Below are 18,773 nucleotides of genomic sequence, written 5' to 3'. Positions count from 1 at the left end.
TCGGCAGCGCACAGAGCCGGGGTTCCCCCCGTACCTTCGGCTCAGCGCATCTGGCGCGGGGGGGGGGCGGGGGGCCCCCCCCCCCCCCCCCCCCCCCCCCCCCCCCCCCCCCGGCTCGATGGACCGGCGGTCAGCGGATGGGACGGTGGACGTTGTCCTTGGTGGCCGGGCCAGGGGTGGCATCGGCGATCCAGGGGCCCTCACCGCTCGGGTCGACGACGCCTTCCTCCAACCAGAGGTACGCGCCGGAGAGGACGCCGTCGACCACGTGCCGGTCGAGCCGGTCGGTGTTGGACCACAGGCGGGTGAAGAGTTCCTCGACGCGAATACGGGACTGGTGGCAGAAGGCGTCGGCGAGTTGGTAGGCCTCCCGGCCGTGCTCGTCGGTGGTGCGCAGAAGTTCGGCACGGACGCAGGCGGCGCTCATCGCGAACAGTTCGGCACCGATGTCGACGATCCTGCCGAGAAAACCCTGCTTGGTCTCCATGCGTCCCTGCCAGCGCGACATCGCGTAGAAGGTGGAGCGGGCCAGTTTGCGGGCAGAGCGTTCGACGTAGCGCAGATGGGTGGACAGGTCCGGGTGACCGGGCGGATGGAACTCGTTGTAGGTGTGCGGCAGTTGACCTGGTCCGGTGACAAGCTTGGGCAACCAGCGGGCGTAGAAGCCGGCCGCGTTCGCTCCCGCCTTCGCCTTGGCCGAGAGGGGCTTGTCGGGGTCGATAAGATCTCCGGCGACTTTCAGGTGGGCGTCGACGGCCTCGCGGGCGATCAGCAGATGCATGATCTCTGTCGAGCCCTCGAAGATCCGGTTGATCCGCAGGTCGCGGAGGAGCTGTTCGGCGGGGACGGCCCGTTCACCCCTGGCGGCAAGGGAGTCGGCGGTCTCGAAGCCTCGGCCGCCCCGGATCTGGACCAGTTCGTCGGCCATGAGACAGCCCATCTCGGAGCCGTACAGCTTGGCCAGCGCTGCCTCGATGCGGATGTCGTTGCGATCCTCGTCCGCCATCTGCGAGGCGAGGTCGACAACTGCTTCCAGGGCGAATGTGGTGGCCGCGATGAAAGAGACCTTGGCACCGACGGCTTCGTGCCGGGCAACCGGCCTGCCCCACTGTTCGCGGACCGCCGACCATTCGCGGGCGATCTTCAGGCACCACTTTCCCGCTCCGACGCACATGGCGGGGAGCGACAGCCGACCCGTGTTGAGCGTGGTGAGGGCGATCTTGAGACCGGCTCCCTCGGGGCCGATACGGTTGGCGGCCGGGACCCGGACGCGGTGGAAGCGGGTCACGCCGTTCTCGAGCCCGCGCAGCCCCATGAAGGCGTTGCGGTTCTCCACGGTGATGCCCGGGGCGTCCGCCTCGACGACGAACGCGGTGATGCCGCCCTTGTGACCGACCGACTTCGGGACGCGAGCCATGACGACCAGCAGGTCGGCGACGACGCCATTGGTCGTCCACAGCTTCACACCGTCGAGGATGTAGTCGGAACCGTCCGGAACGGCCGAGGTGGCGAGCCGGGCAGGGTCGGAGCCGACATCCGGTTCGGTGAGGAGAAACGCCGAGATGTCGGTGCGGGCGAGCCGGGGAAGGAAGGTGTCCTTCTGCTCCTGGCTGCCGAAAAGCTTCAGCGGCTGCGGTACGCCGATGGACTGGTGGGCGGAGAGCAGCGCGCCGATCGCCGGGTTGGCGGAGCCGACCATGGCGAGCGCCCTGTTGTAGTAGACCTGGGTCAGCCCCAGGCCGCCGTACTTCGGGTCGATCTTCATCCCGAGGGCGCCGAGCTCCTTGAGGCCGTTGATGACCTCGTCGGGGATCTTCGCCTCACGCTCGATCAGAGCGCCGTCGATCTTGGTTTCGCAGAAGTCGCGCAACCGGGCGAGGAACGCCTCGCCGCGCCGGACGTCGTCGCCGGGCGGCATGGGATGCGGATGAATCAGGTCCAGCCGGAAGCGGCCGAGGAAGAGTTCCTTGGCGAAACTGGGCTTGCGCCAGTCCTGCTCGCGTGCGGCTTCGGCCACTTGACGCGCTTCACGCTCGGTGACCTTGGGCGTGTTCTTCGGAGCGGATGGTGCGGTCATGAGGAGCTCACCTCGCCGCGTTGTCGGGTTGGCGGACCCGGCCGGTCCGCGCGGAGCGCATGCGCGCCTCCCGAGGCATACCAACCGGTGCTACTCGTCCGTATGTACCCGATTCCTGCCGGTCTCACCAGCCCCCGGACGCCGATCGGGTCGCGAGCCACTCCAGTGGCACGTTCAGCGGGCGAACCGCGGTCGGGCCGGGGCGAGGGGGAAGCAGGAATGGCCGGAGCCCCCGCACCGTGGGCCCCCACACCGCCCTGACCTGTGGTCTCCCTCCGACCTGCGCGAACGAGCGATGATCCGCCCGAAGCCGGCCCCGGCCACGCTCACCGATGAGCCGGCCGAGGCGCGCGCCGCCGCCCAGGCCGCCGTGGACGCGCCGGACGGGATCGGCACCACCGCGCTGTGCGCAGCCGGCCTGGAGCCGTCCAGCGGAGACACGCGATCGGAGACACACGATCCTCGTGTGCAGTACGCCGCCGCAACACCTGCGGGACACCTGCTCCTCTGTTGTGTTGATGAGAGTTGTCAAGACAACTTTCCGCACCGCAAGGAGTGCAGCGTGCCCTCTTCCCGTATCCGATCCGCAGTACTGGCTGGGTCCTGCGCCGTTGTTCTGGCTGTGGTGGGCGCGCCCGCCTCCTCCGCCGCACCGATCAGCAGCGCGCAGTCGGCCGTGAGCGCATCCACCCTCACACTGGTCACCCAGCAGCCCCAGGTGGGTCAGAAGCTGACCTTCAGCTACACCACAGACGCTCCCGGCGCCACGAACTGGATCGGCATCTACCCGGCAAACCGCAAGCCCGGCGACGGGGCCTCGCTCACCTGGGTCTACGTCCCGAACGCCAATGGCACCGTGACCCTGGACACCTCCGGTCTGCCCGCCGGTTCCTACTCCGCGTACCTGCTGGCCAACGACGGGTACCAGGCACTCGCCCCGCAGGTGAACTTCGACATCGCCCCCCGTCCCCCGCGCCATGCCACCGTGCAGGGCACCGTCTTCGAGGACAAGAACGGCAACGGCAGCCAGGACAAGGGCGAGCAGGGGCTGGCCGATGTGTCCGTCTCGGACGGCGCGACCATCGTCCGCACCGACAGCGACGGCCACTACAAGCTCTCCGCCGACCTCAACCAGTGGGCCCGCACGATCGTCGACATCACCATGCCACGCGGCTACTCGGCCCCCCTCGGCAGCAACCGGGTTCAGCGCTTCTACCGCGACCTCGGCTCACCGGAGGCCGACACCACCATCACCCGGAACTTCGATCTGCAGCGCGACAAGTCCAGCAACCAGCCCGACTTCACCTTCGCCCAGATCACCGACACCCACGTGACCAGCCCCGACGGTCCGGAGTCGCCCGCGGACGCTGACGGCGTCACCCCGGGCAAGCTCGCCAAGCAGCTGGACGACATCGCCGCACTGCCGACCCAGCCGGCCTTCGTCCTGGCCACCGGAGACCTCAGCGGCGACGGAGCGCCCTCCCACTGGCAGGCATGGCTCAAGGGCACAGCGAACTCCAAGCTCCCGATCTGGCCAGTGACGGGCAACCACGACCACGGCGGCGGGGACACCGGCGGCGTCGGCAACTACCGCTCGCTGCTCGGGCCCGCCTGGTACTCCTTCGACTACGGCAACACCCACTTCGTCCAGCTCGAGAACAACGGTGGTCTCGGCGATCCGGTGCAGCTCGCCTGGCTGAAGCAGGACCTGGAGCTGAACGGCAAGAACGCCGACGGCACCAGCAAGCAGATCGTGGTCAGCCTCCACGAGCCGCTGGACACCCCCGACCCCGGCGGCTCCACCGGGCAGATCAACTCCCTGCTCGGACTTCTCAAGGGGTACGACGTCAAGGCCTTCTTCAACGGCCACATGCACACCAACTTCACCGACCCCCACCTGATGGACGGCGCGGTGGAGTACAACACGGCCTCGGCAACCTACAACGACGACCATTCGCCCATCGGCTTCCGCGAGGTCACCATGCGCGACGGTGAGCTGAAGGCCGAGTTCCGGATGTTCAACCAGGAGCACACGATCGCGGCCACCTCGCCTGCGCCTGGCTCCCAGGTCGGCCAGGGGCGTACCGAGTTCCAGGTGGACGCCTACAACACCTCCAGCCATGTGGTGCGGGTCGAGGTCCGCATCGACGGCCACAAGGTCCCGAACCTGCGGCCCACCGGCAAGTTCTCGTGGTCGGCGCCGTGGGACACCCGCCAACTCACACTCGGCGACCACACCGCCGAGGTCACCGCATTCGACGACGCGGGCAAGAGCTGGTCCACAACGAGCCGCTTCACCGTCGTACCGCAGGCCGACCAGGTGCGCCCGGGTGCGGACGTGCCCGAGTTCCACGGCGACGCCCTCCACACCGGAGTGCAGCCCGGAAGCCTTGGCTCCGGCAGCCTCACCAACGCCTGGACCCACCGCACCGGCTCCACCATCGGGATGTCCTCCCCGGTGGTCGCGAACGGAACCGCGTACATCGGCACCTGGGACACCGACGGGTCCAAGGGCAACGGCGTGGACGCCGTCGACCTCGCCACCGGCCGGACGAAGTGGCACTTCGCCACCGACAGCCTGGTCCAGTCCACGCCCGTGGTGCACGACGGGACCGTCTACGTCACCGAGATGCGTGGCACCCTGACCGCGCTGGACGCGGCGACCGGCGCGAAGAAGTGGAGCTACACCCTCCCCGGATCCTCGGAGACCGGCCGCTACGACGGCTATGCCTACGGTGGCGCGACCGTCTCCGGCTCCACCGCCTACTACTTCGGCTACACCACCACGGGCAGCCACCTCGTCGCCGTGGACACCGCCACCGGTAAGCAGCTGTGGAACTCCTCGGTGGACAGCGGCTGGTGGGACAGCAGCACCCCCACCGTGGTCGATGGCAAGGTCTACGTCCACGACAGCCGCGGTGGCTTGCGTATCTACGATGCCACCACCGGTAAGCAGCTCGTCTCCGCCGGAGGCGTCGGCGGCGTCCACCACTCCACTCCCGTGGTGGCCGACGGACGTGTGTTCACCACCGACTTCGTCGGAGACGCCGGCAACAACACCCTCCTGGCCCGCGACGCCGCCACCGGCAAGGAGCTGTGGCACTACCGGAGCACCGGAGTCTCCAAGGATGACGCCGGCCAGCCCGGTGCCTCTGCGGCGGTCGACGGCCACACCGTCTACGCCGGCTTCACCAACGGCCGCATAGCCGCTTTCGACGCCGCCTCCGGCACCAAGCTCTGGGACTTCCAGAGCGGCAGGGCCTTCGTCGGCTCGCCGACCATCAGCGGCAACACGGTGTGGATCGGCGGCACCGACGGCCACCTGTACGGCCTGGACAAGACCACCGGCGCCAAGCTCCAGGACCTGGACCTCGGCGCTCCCATCCTGTCGACCCCGACCGTCACCGGCAACACGCTGCTGATCGGCGCCTGGGACGGCAACCTCTACGCCTTCACCGCCCGCGACTGACCCGGCGTCGCCTGCCTCCGCCGCACTCCGGTGCGGCGGAGGCAGCCCGCTGCGCGGAAGCCTTTTTTTGCGCTGCGCATTCGCGCCGTACCGATCTGCCCAGCGGCAACCGCCCCGGATTGCGCTCGGGCCGAGCACGCACCGGCAGCAGCGACTCGATCCGCCCCCGCAGGTCGTCCGGCACCTGCCGGTCGGCGGCTGCCCTCTACAGCTCGACACTCTCGCCGGGGCAGAGCCGCCGGATGTCGGTTCCTGCTCGTTCGGCCTCCATGGCCAGGACGTCGTCCAGGACTTTCAGGCCCCACTCGTTGATGAGCCCGTCATGAATGGCATAGGCGCGGCGCGGTGCCATCCGGCGCAGGTAGCCGATCATGTCGGGCACCGTCAGCCACGGCGCCTGGCCGGGCAGCAGGAGCGTCGGCACGTCGACGACAGTGAGTGAGTCGCCCGGGTGGAAGACCTCTCCGTCGATCAGGAACCCGACGTTGTCGACCGGGGGCACATCCGGGTGACTGAAGTGATGCTTGCCGCCCGCCGCCGACACCGCGAAGCCCGCGACGGAGAAGCTGTCACCATCGCGGACCACGTTCACGCGCTCGTCCAACCCGCTCAGGTGCCGGGCAACCCCGGCGCAGGTGTAGACGGCCGCGTCGAATCCGCGCAGGCGCTCCGGATCGAAGTGGTCGAAGTGTTCATGCGTGACGAGGACGGCCTCGGCCCCGGCCAGCGCATCAGGTTCAGGCGTCATCACACCTGGGTCGATGATGATCGCCCGGCCGTTCTTCTCCAGGCGTACGCACGCGTGACCGAACTTGGTGATCTTCATGGCCTCCATCCTTCCGATCGGCCCGTGGGTCCATTCGCCCTTTCCGGCCGTTTCTCACCACGTAGATCCGGGTGACCCGCCCGTTGTCCACCACCAGGCTCACCGCGGACGGCTCGCCGTCGATCTCGACCCGTCCCCGGTCATGCCGTCGACGCCACGCCAGACTTCTCAGGACGCGCGGCCAGCGGAATCTCGCATGCGTCGGAAAAGCCCTGCGACTCGACCCCGTTCGCCACGTTGGCCCTGGTCGCCAGGTTGACATAGGCGATGTACGCAGTGAGCTCGACCATCGCCGCCGGGCCGAGCCGGTCAAGCAGGCTCGCGTACAGCTCGTCGGTGACGGTCAGCGGCGTGTTCGTCATGGCCTCGGCGTACTCCATCACGTCCCGCTCCAGCGGCGTGAACACCTCCGACTCCCGCCAGCGCGGCACCTGACTCGCCTTGGCCAAGTCCAGGTTCTCGTTCTGTGCCTGGAAGTAGCCGACGTCGAGGCACCAGCTGCAACCGACCAGCGCCGCGACGGCCATGTGCGCGAACGACTTGAGGCTCGCGTCGGCCGCATCCCACGCGCCCACCCTGCCGCCGAACTCCAGGTTGTCCTGGGCGACCTTGGGGCTGTGCCAGACCACCTCGACGTTTTCGGGCACAGCACCGAGCTGCTTGATCATGTTTTCCTCGAGCTCGGCCGGGAGCTCGGCCTTCGGGAGACGTAGCACTACAGTGTCCTCCTTGGACGTGCCTGTTGAGCTGTTCGGCATGAAGACACCGCCGGACCCCCGCATGTGACAACCACCGCCACCGCGGGTCGCCGGCTCGCACAGGCCCGCAGCCCCTCCCAGAGGACACCTACAGCAGCGGGCACCCCCTACGCCCCCCAGTTGTATGCCTGCGACCTCCTCGAGGACCTCCTCACCGGCATCCACACACGGTGAACGGCCTGTGCCGAACCGTCGCTCGTGAATGGTGTGGTGGTGGAACAGCAGCCGGTTCCACCACCACATGCGACTACGCGCCTTCCGCTGACCGCATTCGCTCCGGAGTCCAGTAGTCCTCCAAGTCCGGAACTGTCTTCTCAGCCTCGTGTACGGTCACGTCGTCCGCTGACGGGGAAGCATTGTCGTGCACCAGCTGGAATCCCGCCGTAGCAGCGACCGCACCTGCGACAAGCCCAAGGGACACCCAGGCCGTTCGCCGGTGGGTCCAGCCGCTGAGCGTTGCGCTCTCTGCGTGCCGCCCTACCCGATGTAATCCGTTCGACCTGTCTGTCACAGCGCGTTCCCTCCAGTGAGCTACGTCCTCCTCAACCGCCTTGCCCATGAGCGTTGTTGGGTGAGGAAGTTCCTGATCTCAGACAACCATGAAGGCAGGGACTTCGAAATACAGGAAGGGCCCATCGGGTTGTCCTGGCGCCTCCCGCTCCGCGATCCGCGCCGTCCGTTGCGTCCGCTCGGCCAACTTCCGCGCCACCCGGCCGCTGCGCAGCCGCAGCAGCCTCGAAATCTTCCCGGGATCGATCCGCACTTCGACGCTCATGGCGACACCTCATCTGGGGCCGAGCAGACCGGACACGCTCCTGCATCATGACCGCGCGCGATGCGGCCCATCACTTCGCCGGCGAGGTCCCGCTTCTGGGGGCCGAACGGGACACCCCTCAAAGCGAGCGCAGGCGACGCGATCCACCCCCGCCGGTGGGCGAGGGCACGCGGCCAGTGCGGACCTCTCACAGCGACACCCCTTCATCATCGGGGCACTTCCCGCAGCCCGGTAGCGCTACAGTGACGCGCTGCTCCAGGCCCACACAACCGCCTTCCGGGCCGATGACCCTCTGCGCGCCCATTACGAACTTCCGGCCACGCCGCGACTGCTGGGTACCAGGCAGGCAGCACAGCAGTGCGTTGAACACCGTGACCATGTCGACGTGGAGGACCTGCGAGGCCCGCGTCAGCTCGTCACACGAGGGCGGGCACCCGTTCTCGCTGAACGTCGGGGCGCACCGCAACAGCGTCACAACGAGCTCCAGCGCAGTGACCGGCGGAGGCGTGCAGCCGCGCGCGCCCTGGACGATGCGGGACTCCGAGGGGAACTCGGCGTCGCTGCTGCCGTAGATGCGGGCCACCGACACCGTGAGCTGCCCGCCGGCCCCGTCCCCGGGCCCGCATGGGTCGTCGCAGGAATCCCATGCAGGCGCACCGGGGACGACGCACGACCTGCAATCAGGACAACCAGGCTGGCCCTCAACCTCGGCGGCCGTGTGGTCGAGTGCTGCGCAGACGCAGCCGAGCACGGCCTCAGCTAGATCGTGAATCGCGACCGGGGTCAGAGTGCAGATACGCGAGAACGGCCGGAGCCCCCGCACAGTGGGCTCCGGCCGTTCGTCTGCCGCCTGCTGTCGTGCTGTCCAGGCGGATTACAGGCGGCTCCTGTGGATCGGTTCGATCCTGCTTACGGGCTACAGGGCGAGGCCGGTGAGAACCAGCACGCGCTCGTAGGTGTAGTCGTCCATCGCGTAACGAACACCCTCACGGCCGACGCCGGACTGCTTGGCTCCGCCGTACGGCATCTGGTCGGCGCGGTAGGACGGGACGTCGCCGATGATCACGCCACCGACCTCAAGGGCCCGGTGCGCACGGAACGCGGTCTGCAGGTCGTGGGTGAACACACCTGCCTGCAGGCCGTACTTCGAGGAGTTGACCGAGGCGAAGGCCTCGGCCTCGCCGTCCACCTTCTGTACGGACAGGACCGGCCCGAAGACCTCCTCGCAGGAGAGCTTGACGCCGTCCGGGAGTTCCGCCAGCACGGTCGGCGCGTAGGTGGCACCGTCCCGCTTGCCTCCGGTGAGCAGCTGGGCGCCTGCCTGCACAGCCTCGTCCACCCAGGACTCGACGCGCTTGGCGGCGTCCTCGCTGACGAGCGGGCCGACGTCGGTGGCAGCGTCGGACGGGTCGCCGGTGACCTGGGCCTCGACGGCCGCGACGATCTTCGGGACGAGCCGGTCGTAGACCGAGGCGTCCGCGATGACGCGCTGCACCGAGATGCAGGACTGGCCGCCCTGGTAGTTGGAGAAGGTCGCGATCCGGCTCGCGGCCCAGTCCAGGTCCTCGTCGGAGGCGTAGTCGCCGAGGACGACCGCCGCACCGTTGCCGCCCAGCTCCAGGGTGCAGTGCTTGCGCGGCACCGACTCCAGGATGGAGTAGCCGACCGGGCCGGAACCCGTGAAGGAGATCACGGGCAGGCGCTCGTCCTGGACGAGGGCGGGCATACGGTCGTTGGGCACCGTGAGCACGGACCACGAACCGGCCGGGAGGTCGGTCTCGGCCAGCAGCTCGCCGAGGATCAGCGACGAGATCGGGGTGGCCGGGGCGGGCTTCAGGATGATCGGGGCGCCGACGGCAATGGCCGGGGCGACCTTGTGGGCGCTCAGGTTCAGCGGGAAGTTGAAGGGCGCGATACCGAGGACCGTGCCGCGCGGGAAGCGCCGGGTCAGCCCGAGACGGCCGGTGCCACCGGCGTCGGTGTCGAGGCGCTGGGCGTCACCGCCGTTGAAGCGACGGGCCTCCTCGGAGGCGAACCGGAACACGGAGACGGCGCGGCCGACCTCGCCGCGCGCCCACTTGATGGGCTTGCCGTTCTCGGCGGAGATCAGCTGGGCGATCTCCTCGGTGCGCTCCACGAGACGCCGTACGACGTGGTCGAGGGCGGCGGCGCGGACGTGGGCGGGCGTCGCGGCGAACTCCTCGCGCACGGCGTGCGCGGCGGCGACGGCCTCCTCGATCTGCGCGTCGGTCGGCACGCTGACCGTACCGACGAGACGGCCGTCCCAGGGGTTCGTGACGTCGAAGCTGTCCTCGCCGGTGGCCTGGCGGCCGGCGAGCCAGAAGGCGTGGGTGGAAGTCATGGAGGTTCCGGCCCTTCGGAGTCGTGGGGTGTCTTGCCCCCACCGTAGGGCCGGGCCGTCACCCTGACGCTTGTCCGTCATGGAGCGAAGCGCGGCAGGCATGCGCCGGTTTGTCGGATGACCGCGCCCATCGGAATGGTGTGCCGCAACCGTCCGGCACGCGGGGCGTCCTCAGGCGCCGGTCGGACTCCGTTTCACGGCGTCGACGGGGAGCTGGTGGCCTTCAGCGCCAGCCAGAGTTCCATCCGGACATCCGGGTCGTCCAGGGAGCGGCCGAGGATCTCCTCCACACGCCGCATCCGGTAGCGCAGGGTGTGGCGGTGCACACCCAGATCGGCTGCGGCCGCGTCCCACTGACCGTGGTGGGAGAGCCAGGCGCGAAGCGAGGCGACCAGGTCACCGCGCCCCTTCGCGTCGTGCTCGTACAGGGCGCGGAGCATGCCGTCCGCGAAGGCCCGTACCGCGTCGTCCGCGAGCAGTGGCAGAACCGAACCGGCCGCCAGCTCTTCGTGCTCGACGAGGGCCCTGCCCCGGCGGCGGGCGACCGAGAGTGCCTGTTCGGCCTGCTTGTATGCGGCGGAGACGGCGATCGGACCCGCCGGTGCGGACAGCCCGATCACCACTTCCCCCTCTTCGGGCGTCTTCTGGTCGCGTGGGGTCCGCTCGTCCTGTGCCCCTGCGTATGCCATGCACGCGGCGACGGCCGCACCACCGTCCGCGGCGAGGACGACGAGCCGCTCGCCCTCGGGAACCGTCAACAGCGTCTCGCCGGCCCGGAAGGCCGCCGCCTCCATCGCCTCACCGAGCAGCGCCGGTGTCGACGACTCGGTCGCCTCCGCGATCAGCAGCCGGAAAGGAGCATCGAGCAGCCCTCCGTACAGATCCCCGGCAACGGCCCGCGCGTGGTCCGGCTGGCCGGCCAGGAGCATCCGCAGCACCGCCGCGCCGAGCCGCTGCTCAGCGCCCTGGAGGGAGCGCGAGCGGGCGGTGGTGAGTGTCAGCAGGGCGACGGCCGAGTGCACGGCGTACCGCTCGGCGGTGCCGAGAGCCGAACCGGTGCCCACGGCCAGGGCGCCCCGGGCCCTGCGGCCGGTGCCCAGGGTCTGGAGCTCGACCCGGTCGTCGGTGTCGCCGACGACCACACTCGCCGGAGCGGGGCGCTCCCGCAGGCGCTCCACATCGGGGGTGAGCCGGGCGGCACGCCGGGCGGCCCAGTCGGGGGCGGCGGCCACGACGGCACCGGAGGTGTCGTACAGCGCGGCCCAGCCGTCGACCTGCGCGGCGAGCCGGGTGAGGAGTTCGGCGGGTCCGTCCCCCGCAAGTGCGGCCTTGGTCAGATCCCGCTGGGCCTCGAACCCCGCTGTCACCGCCCGGTACTGGTCGGCGGCGATCTCCGACGAAACAGCCTTGGCGATGGCGAGGAACGGGGTGCGGCGCGGCACTTCCAGGATCGGCAGCCCGGCCTCCTCCCCGGCGTCGATCAGCGGCTGGGGTACGTCGTCGTAGTTGACGCCCACGGCGAAGCCCAGCCCGACGACTCCGGCGCCGGCCAGCCGTCGCACGTACCGTCGCATCGCTTCGGGGTTCTCCGCGTCGAGGTTGGTGGCGGTGACGAGGAGGAGTTCTCCACCCTCCATGTAAGGGACGGGGTCGGCGAGCTCACTGGCATGCGCCCAGCGCACGGGCTGGTCGAGCCGGTCCGCCCCCGCACGCACCGTGAGTTTGAGCGCCGAGTGCTGGACGAGCGAGGCGAGAGTGGGGGGCATGGAGACCGCGGGACCTTCAGGAGTCGATTTTGCCGTCCCGTACGAACGACTCCTTCCGATTCTGCCAGGGCGGCAGGGTCTGCCGTAACCGCTCTCAGATATTCGGCACCGTTCCCGCCCACCGGATCCGCTGCCGAGGACCCGGTCCGCACGTCAGGGCCGCACGGACACGGTTCAGCCGTTCAGGTTCACCAGCAGGGGCGGTGCGTGGTCCCCTCGTACGGTCGTGAGGGACAGCACGGCGTGTCCGGCCGGAACGCGATGGGCCAGTTCGGAGGCGGACCAGCGTTCGCGTTCGACCTGGCGCACGGTCACCGCGTCCGTGGTCACGGCCTTCCCGGTGACCAGTTTGCGGAAGGCGTGGATGGCCCGGGTCATCGGCTGGTCGGCGAAGACCGTGCGCTGGGTGACGTCCCTCGTCTCGACCCATTCCGTGCCCCACGCCTCGGCGAACTTCTTGCCGTCCCAGGTGGTGATCCCGGAGAACGCCATCCGGCAGCCCACGGCGCCGAGCAACGCTGTGTGGAGGCTCTCCGGGACGTCGTCGAGGGTGCGCAGCGTGACCACGGCTCCGGCGTGCGCGGAGCGCAGCCGCTGGATTCCGCGGACGGTGTCCGGGGTCAGGGTGCGGGTGGCGTCGTCGAGGACGAGGCAGGCGAAGAGCGAGCGGTCCGTGCGGGTGGCGGCGCTCGCTGTGAACTGGGCGAGGACAAGGCGGGCCAGCATCCTCGACGCCTCGGCGTGGCCGCGTTCGGGCAGGTCGATGCGGACCCTCAGTGGGTGTTCCAGGGCCCGCAGGGAGAAGGGGCGGGTCTTGCCGGCGGTGTCGAAGAAATCGGCGAACGCGGGCCGGTCGAGGAGCGCGACCCGGTCGGCGAGCGCGGGTCCGGCGTCGCCGGGGGCGCCGGACTGGCGGGCGCGCGCGTCCAGTTCGCGGTGCATGTCCTGCCGGCCCGTGGCGTCGAGGGCCTCGCGCAGGGTGGAGAGCGTCTCCGGTACGTCGTCGAGCAGTTCCCGCAGCTGCGGGACGGAGGGGAAGCGGCCGTGGGCGGCGCGGTAGGGACCGAGGAGCTGGGCGAGGGCGGTGGCGGCACGTCGGCTGTCCACCTCCTGGAGATCGCCGACGAGCCCTTCGGCCAGCACGGCAGCGGCTTCGTCGGGGTCGGTGGTGCCTCCGTACAGGTCGAGATCGTGGACGGAGGACGGGTCGCCGAGCTTGACCACGATGTCGAAGCCCTCGTCGGCACCGAGCTGGGTTCCGGCGGCGCACACCGCGACGACGGCGGCGCGCCCGGCGAGCGCCTGGAGGGCGAGGGATTCGACGACCGGCCGGATCAATGCGCGGCTCTTGCCCGCCCCCGGCGGCCCGACCGCCAGCAGGGACGTGCCGAGCAGCCCGGGGTCGAGGGCGATGCCGTTGCCGCGGCGTGCGTAGGGGTTGCGTTCGCTGTCGTCGACGGTGCCGAGTCTGACCTGGTCGACCAGCAGATCGTGCCGGGCGGCACGGACCGGGAGATCACGTGCGCCGGAGGGGTGGGTGCAGGCGGCGGCGCCGTTGCGCAGCACGGTGTCGGTGAAGGCGGCGAGGCGGCTGCTGTCGGCGCGTACGGATGTCCAGGCACGTCGGATACGGGCGTAGTCGACGTCGTTCATCCGGCCCGACCGCGCCTCCTGGGAGAGCTTGGCGGCGGCCTGGTTCTGTCCGGCGGCGCGCAGGTCGGGCCACTCGGCCGGATCGTCCGCGCCGTCGTCCGTGCGGCCTTCGGTGCCGCGGCCCGTGTCCTGGGCCGTGCCGCCGTGCACGTTGTTTTTCGCACGCCCGGTCGTGGTGGCGTGGGCCGTCGGCGGGTGCTGCGGTCCGTTGCCGGCGGAGGTCCGGCGCCGCAGTTCCGCCCATCGTCCGAGCTTCGCGAACGGCCACACGATCGCCAGGGTGATCAGGGCGTACAGCGTGTACGTGACCGCGGTGGTCACGGTGCGGTCGGTGCCCAGCCACGGTGCGGCGAAGCTGAAGGTGAGCTCCATGCCCGGCACGGTCCCGTTCCATACGAGGATCCAGACCAGCAGGGCGCCGACCGCGGCGCCGCCGGCCCGGGCGGCGGGTCCCCGGCCCCCGGCCCATCGTTCGAACGCGGCTCGCCAGTTACCCAGACGACCGAACCCGTAGAAGATTGCTCCGATGATCAGGAGGCGGTACATGTCGAGCGCCCGTACGGCCCCATGGGTCAGCGGCTGATCGCCGAACGGTCCCCACCAGCCGTCGGGGGTGAAGAGCTTCAGCGGGACCCGCCAGTACGGGATGTATCCGTTGCGCCAGAGCGACCAGACGAGGATGGCGGCCAGCAGGGAGATCACGGCTCCGCTGAGCAGGGTGCGGTCGGGCGTGCGCTCCTCTTCCTGGGCGGGCCGGGAGGTGTGACCGAACCGCCAGACGCCCGGTTCCGCGAGGGGCCTGGGGATGCGCAGCCAGTCGCCGAGGGAGGGCCCGGAGGCCGGTGCGTGGCCCGGCATGGGCGGCAGTACGGGTGGTGGCGGGCCGGCCGGGCGCGGCACCGAATGACCGGAGCGGGTGCCGCGTGAGTCGTACGTGCCCTCGGTGTCCATGTGCTGTCCCTCGTCCCCTGACCAGCGCCGACCGGTAACTCCGGGCGCGGGCGCCCGATCCCCTCAATCTAGTGCCCCGTACCACCCCGTCAGACGCTGTTGATCGGGATGCCCCGCACCTGCTGCCGGGCCGAGGGCCATGCCGGTCGCTATGTCCGAGACGGACAACCGCGATCCGCCACTTCTCCCGAACGGAACATGCCGGACCCCCGGCCTCGCCCCTAGCCTGCAGAGAGAAGCGTCCGAAACACCCCCAGGAGCCCCGCATGACCGCAATTCCGCAGGAGCGCCGCGTCGTCACTGCCATTCCCGGCCCGAAGTCGGTGGAGCTGCAGGCCCGCCGTCTCGCGACGGTCGCCGCAGGTGTGGGCTCCACCCTGCCGGTGTTCACCGCCCGTGCCGGTGGCGGGATCATCGAGGACGTGGACGGCAACCGCCTGATCGACTTCGGCTCCGGCATCGCCGTGACCTCGGTCGGCGCCTCCGCCGAGGCCGTCGTACGCCGCGCGTCCGCGCAGCTGGCCGACTTCACCCACACCTGTTTCATGGTCACGCCGTACGAGGGGTACGTCGAGGTCTGTGAGCAGCTCGCCGAGCTGACGCCGGGCGACCACGCCAAGAAGTCCGCGCTGTTCAACTCCGGCGCCGAAGCCGTCGAGAACGCCGTGAAGATCGCCCGCGTCTACACCAAGCGCACCGCCGTCGTCGTCTTCGACCACGGTTACCACGGCCGGACGAACCTCACGATGGCGCTGACCGCCAAGAACATGCCGTACAAGCAGGGCTTCGGTCCGTTCGCGCCCGAGGTCTACCGCGTCCCGGTGGCGTACGGCTACCGCTGGCCGACCGGTGCGGAGAACGCCGGCGCCGAGGCGTCCGCCCAGGCCATCGACCAGATCACCAAGCAGATCGGCGCCGACAACGTCGCCGCGATCATCATCGAGCCGGTGCTCGGCGAGGGCGGCTTCATCGAGCCGGCGAAGGGCTTCCTCCCCGCCATCGCGCAGTTCGCCAAGGACAACGGCATCGTCTTCGTCGCGGACGAGATCCAGTCCGGCTTCTGCCGTACCGGCCAGTGGTTCGCCTGTGAGGACGAGGGCATCGTCCCCGACCTGATCACCACCGCCAAGGGCATCGCGGGCGGTCTGCCGCTCTCGGCAGTGACCGGCCGCGCCGAGATCATGGACGCCGCGCAGGCGGGCGGCCTCGGCGGTACGTACGGCGGTAACCCGGTGGCCTGCGCGGGTGCGCTCGGCGCCATCGAGACCATGCGTGAGCTGGACCTGAACGGGAAGGCGAAGCGCATCGAGGAGGTCATGAAGGGCCGCCTCGCCGAGATGCAGGCGAAGCTGCCGAACGGCGATGTCATCGGTGACATCCGCGGCCGCGGCGCGATGATCGCGATCGAGCTGGTGAAGTCCGGCACGAAGGACCCGAACCCGGAGGCCGCCGCGAAGCTCGCGAAGGCCTGCCACGCCGAGGGCGTGCTCGTCCTCACCTGTGGCACGTACGGCAATGTGCTGCGCTTCCTGCCGCCGCTGGTGATCGGCGAGGACCTGCTGAACGAGGGCCTCGACGTCATCGAGCAGGCTTTCGCGCAGATCTGATCCGGTCCCGGAGCCGATCTCGACCGGGCCCACGTGAGGGTCTGTGAAGAAGGTGTGGGGGGCCGATGGCGGGATCCGATTCCGGCTGTCGGCCCCCCATCGGCTGCCGTACGGTTTCTCCAGATGAGAGAAACACCCCGCTCGCAGGGCACCGCGAGTGAGACCGGGTCGGAGCTTCCCCGGCACCGTCCTGGTCGTGCCTTCGCGCACACCACTGGAGCCTCTGGCTCCGGAACTCCTCACCGATCGGATGGCCGCTCGCCCCAAACCCCCCGGGGCGCGCGGCAAACCGGTCCAGGCGGTCGCCCCGGAACCACCCCCCCTGTTCCGGGGCGGTCGGCTTCTCTCCTTTCGCTGGTGTCATCGCTGCTCACGGTCTTCGCGCTCCTCACCTGGCAGGTCGCGGCCGACGGCCCGCTGCGCGGGCTGGACGAGCGGATCGGCCGGACCGTCGTCGGACACGGTCCCGCCCGGCTCACCGAATTCCTCGCCGATCTCGGCAACATGCAGGTCGCGCTCCCGGTCCTGGGGTGCGCGATCGTCTACGCGCTGCTGCGCGGCGCACGCCGTGCGCCGCTGTCCGCGGCGCTCGCCATGGCAGCGGTACCCGCGCTGGTCGTCCCGCTCAAGGACTTGATCGCCCGTCCGGGACCGCTGACCGAGGTGACCGGCTACTACCCGTCGGGCCATGCGGCGACGGCCGCGGTGGCGTACGGGGCCGCCGCGCTGCTGCTCGCACCGCGCACAGGCCCGGCAGGGCGGTCGACGTGGTCATGGATGATGCCCGCCGCCGCTGTCCTGCTGACAGTGGCGACGGGCATCGGTCTGGTGCTGCGCGGCTATCACTGGCCGCTGGATGTGCTCGGCAGCTGGTGCCTGAGCGGGCTGCTCCTCCTGGCGTTCAGCTGGTCGAGCGGCTCCTCACGGCGGCGTCAGCCGCCGGAGTAGGCGTCGAAGTTCTTCGAGAGCCCACCGTTGTCGAAGCGGTCCCAGTTGCTCGACCACCTCATCGGTCCGCGCAGTCCGGGCCAGGTGCGGGTGGGGGCCACCAGTCGGCAGTGAACCGGATCACACCGCGAGCGTCCCGGCTCGCGGCCCGGTCAGCTGTCGAAGCCGAGCCCCAGGCGGTCCATCGTCCGCAGCCACAGATTGCGGTGCCCGCCATTGCTGTCCGCCCTGGCCAGGGACCTCTTCGTGAGTTCGATCCCGGCCCAGGCGAACGGCTCCGGGGGGAACGGCATCGGCTTGGTGCGCACCATTTCCAGACCGGTCCGCTCGGTCCTCTCGCCCGACAGCAGGTCGAGCATCACGTCGGCGCCGAACCGGGTTGCTCCGACACCGAGCCCGGTGAATCCGGCGGCGTAGGCGACCCGACCCTGATGGGCCGTCCCGAAGAAGGCGGAGAAACGGGAACAGGTGTCGATCGCACCGCCCCAGGCGTGGCTGAAACGCACCCCGGCCAACTGCGGGAAGCAGTCGAAGAACTGGCCCGCGAGCTTGAGGAACGTCTCAGGCCGCTGGTCGAGATCGGCGCTCAGCCGGCCACCGTACGGATAGATCGCGTCATAGCCGCCCCACAGGATCCGGTTGTCCGCGGAGAGCCGGAAGTAGTGGAACTGGTTGGCGCTGTCGCCGAGACCCTGCCGGTTCTTCCAGCCGATGGAGGCGAGCTGATCGGCGGTGAGCGGTTCGGTCATCAACGCGTAGTCGTAGACCGGGACGGTGTACGGACGCACCCGCTTCACCAGTGACGGGAAGATGTTCGTGCCGAGCGCGACCCGCCGGGCGAGGACCTTCCCGTACGGCGTGCGGACCGCCATCCCGGTGGCGGTCCTGACCAGTTCGAGGCCCCGAGTGTGCTCGTACACCCGTACACCCAGATCGAGGCAGGCCTGCTTCAGCCCCCAGGCGAGCTTGGCGGGGTGCAGCATGGCGACCCCGCGCCGGTCCCAGAGCCCACCCAGGAATGTCGGTGAGTCGACCTCCGCGCGCAGTGCGTCCTGATCGAGGAATTCCACTCCGGTGAAGCCGAGTTGCTCCGCTTCCCGGTGCCATTCCCGGAGTTCTTCGAGCTGGTGGGGTTCCGTGGCGACATCGATCTCGCCAGTGCGCTCGAACTCGCAGTCGATGGAGTAGCGGGCGACAGCCGCCTCGATGGCGTCGAGGTTCTGCTCGCCCATCTCCTCCAGCTTCTTGATCTCGTCGGGCCAGCGTTCCAGGCCGTTGGGGAGGCCATGGGTGAGGGAGGCGGCGCAGAATCCGCCGTTGCGGCCCGAGGCGGCCCAGCCCACCTCGTGCCCCTCGATCAGTACGACGTCCCGTTCCGGGTCGCGTTCCTTGGCGATCAGTGCGGTCCACAGTCCGCTGTATCCGCCGCCGATGACGAGCAGATCGCAGTGTTCGGCGCCGATGAGCGCGGGAAGCGCCTCGGGCCTGCCGGGGTCGTCCAGCCAGAACGAGACCGGCCGGGCGCCGGAGAGTGATTGTGCAGCAGTACGCATGGCAGCTGGGGCCATGGTTTCCAACTCC

General features: G+C 69.9%; 12 protein-coding genes. 3 read left to right on the top strand and 9 right to left on the bottom strand.

The window, feature by feature from the left end:
- Positions 1 to 130 precede the first annotated feature (130 nt).
- Positions 131 to 2,077: an acyl-CoA dehydrogenase family protein gene (locus ACIBB8_RS04620; RefSeq protein WP_398948947.1), complete on the bottom strand. Its 1,947-nt coding sequence runs from the start codon at positions 2,075 to 2,077 to the stop codon at positions 131 to 133.
- Positions 2,078 to 2,639: 562 nt separating this feature from the next.
- On the opposite strand from ACIBB8_RS04620, the gene ACIBB8_RS04615 reads away from it, so the two are divergent.
- On the top strand, positions 2,640 to 5,546 hold the full coding sequence (locus tag ACIBB8_RS04615) for a PQQ-binding-like beta-propeller repeat protein (protein WP_398948946.1): 2,907 nt from the start codon (positions 2,640 to 2,642) through the stop codon (positions 5,544 to 5,546).
- Between the two features lie 205 nt (positions 5,547 to 5,751).
- On the opposite strand, the gene ACIBB8_RS04610 is transcribed toward ACIBB8_RS04615, so the two are convergent.
- The 7 genes from ACIBB8_RS04610 to ACIBB8_RS04580 all read right to left on the bottom strand — a co-directional run bounded on the left by ACIBB8_RS04610 (position 5,752) and on the right by ACIBB8_RS04580 (position 14,637).
- A complete protein-coding gene (locus tag ACIBB8_RS04610; RefSeq protein ID WP_398948945.1) occupies positions 5,752 to 6,372 on the bottom strand; it encodes an MBL fold metallo-hydrolase in 621 nt (206 codons plus the stop codon).
- A 140-nt stretch (positions 6,373 to 6,512) separates the two neighbouring features.
- Positions 6,513 to 7,130, bottom strand: a complete 618-nt coding sequence (locus ACIBB8_RS04605) for a carboxymuconolactone decarboxylase family protein (protein WP_398948944.1) — start codon at positions 7,128 to 7,130, stop codon at positions 6,513 to 6,515.
- Between the two features lie 589 nt (positions 7,131 to 7,719).
- A complete protein-coding gene (locus ACIBB8_RS04600; RefSeq protein ID WP_398948943.1) occupies positions 7,720 to 7,905 on the bottom strand; it encodes a hypothetical protein in 186 nt (61 codons plus the stop codon).
- A gap of 187 nt (positions 7,906 to 8,092) precedes the next feature.
- The gene (locus ACIBB8_RS04595) at positions 8,093 to 8,488 is read right to left on the bottom strand and encodes a hypothetical protein (RefSeq protein WP_398948942.1); all 396 of its coding nucleotides are present in this window, start codon (positions 8,486 to 8,488) and stop codon (positions 8,093 to 8,095) included.
- A gap of 333 nt (positions 8,489 to 8,821) precedes the next feature.
- Positions 8,822 to 10,267 carry an aldehyde dehydrogenase family protein gene (locus ACIBB8_RS04590; protein WP_037689742.1) on the bottom strand — a complete coding sequence of 482 codons (1,446 nt, stop codon included), beginning with the start codon at positions 10,265 to 10,267 and terminating at the stop codon, positions 8,822 to 8,824.
- Between the two features lie 194 nt (positions 10,268 to 10,461).
- Positions 10,462 to 12,033 carry a PucR family transcriptional regulator gene (locus ACIBB8_RS04585; protein ID WP_398948941.1) on the bottom strand — a complete coding sequence of 524 codons (1,572 nt, stop codon included), beginning with the start codon at positions 12,031 to 12,033 and terminating at the stop codon, positions 10,462 to 10,464.
- A gap of 174 nt (positions 12,034 to 12,207) precedes the next feature.
- Complete coding sequence (locus ACIBB8_RS04580) at positions 12,208 to 14,637, bottom strand: ATP/GTP-binding protein (protein WP_398948940.1); 2,430 nt, start codon at positions 14,635 to 14,637, stop codon at positions 12,208 to 12,210.
- 266 nt (positions 14,638 to 14,903) lie between these two features.
- Here ACIBB8_RS04580 and gabT point away from each other — a divergent pair, with 266 nt between their 5' ends.
- Together gabT and ACIBB8_RS04570 are read left to right on the top strand one after the other, a co-directional pair.
- On the top strand, positions 14,904 to 16,244 hold the full coding sequence (gene gabT, locus ACIBB8_RS04575; RefSeq protein WP_398948939.1) for a 4-aminobutyrate--2-oxoglutarate transaminase: 1,341 nt from the start codon (positions 14,904 to 14,906) through the stop codon (positions 16,242 to 16,244).
- Between the two features lie 123 nt (positions 16,245 to 16,367).
- Entirely contained in the window at positions 16,368 to 17,192 is an 825-nt protein-coding gene (locus tag ACIBB8_RS04570; RefSeq protein WP_398948938.1) for a phosphatase PAP2 family protein, read from the top strand.
- A 152-nt stretch (positions 17,193 to 17,344) separates the two neighbouring features.
- Here ACIBB8_RS04570 and ACIBB8_RS04565 read toward each other — a convergent pair whose 3' ends face one another.
- Positions 17,345 to 18,760 carry an NAD(P)/FAD-dependent oxidoreductase gene (locus ACIBB8_RS04565; protein ID WP_398948937.1) on the bottom strand — a complete coding sequence of 472 codons (1,416 nt, stop codon included), beginning with the start codon at positions 18,758 to 18,760 and terminating at the stop codon, positions 17,345 to 17,347.
- Between the last annotated feature and the right edge of the window lie 13 nt (positions 18,761 to 18,773).

Origin of the sequence: Streptomyces sp. NPDC051286 (assembly GCF_044455345.1) — a bacterium.
In the GTDB taxonomy this organism is placed as follows: domain Bacteria; phylum Actinomycetota; class Actinomycetes; order Streptomycetales; family Streptomycetaceae; genus Streptomyces.
Note: the sequence above shows the minus strand (reverse complement) of the source record. Positions and strands in the feature narration are given on the sequence as shown.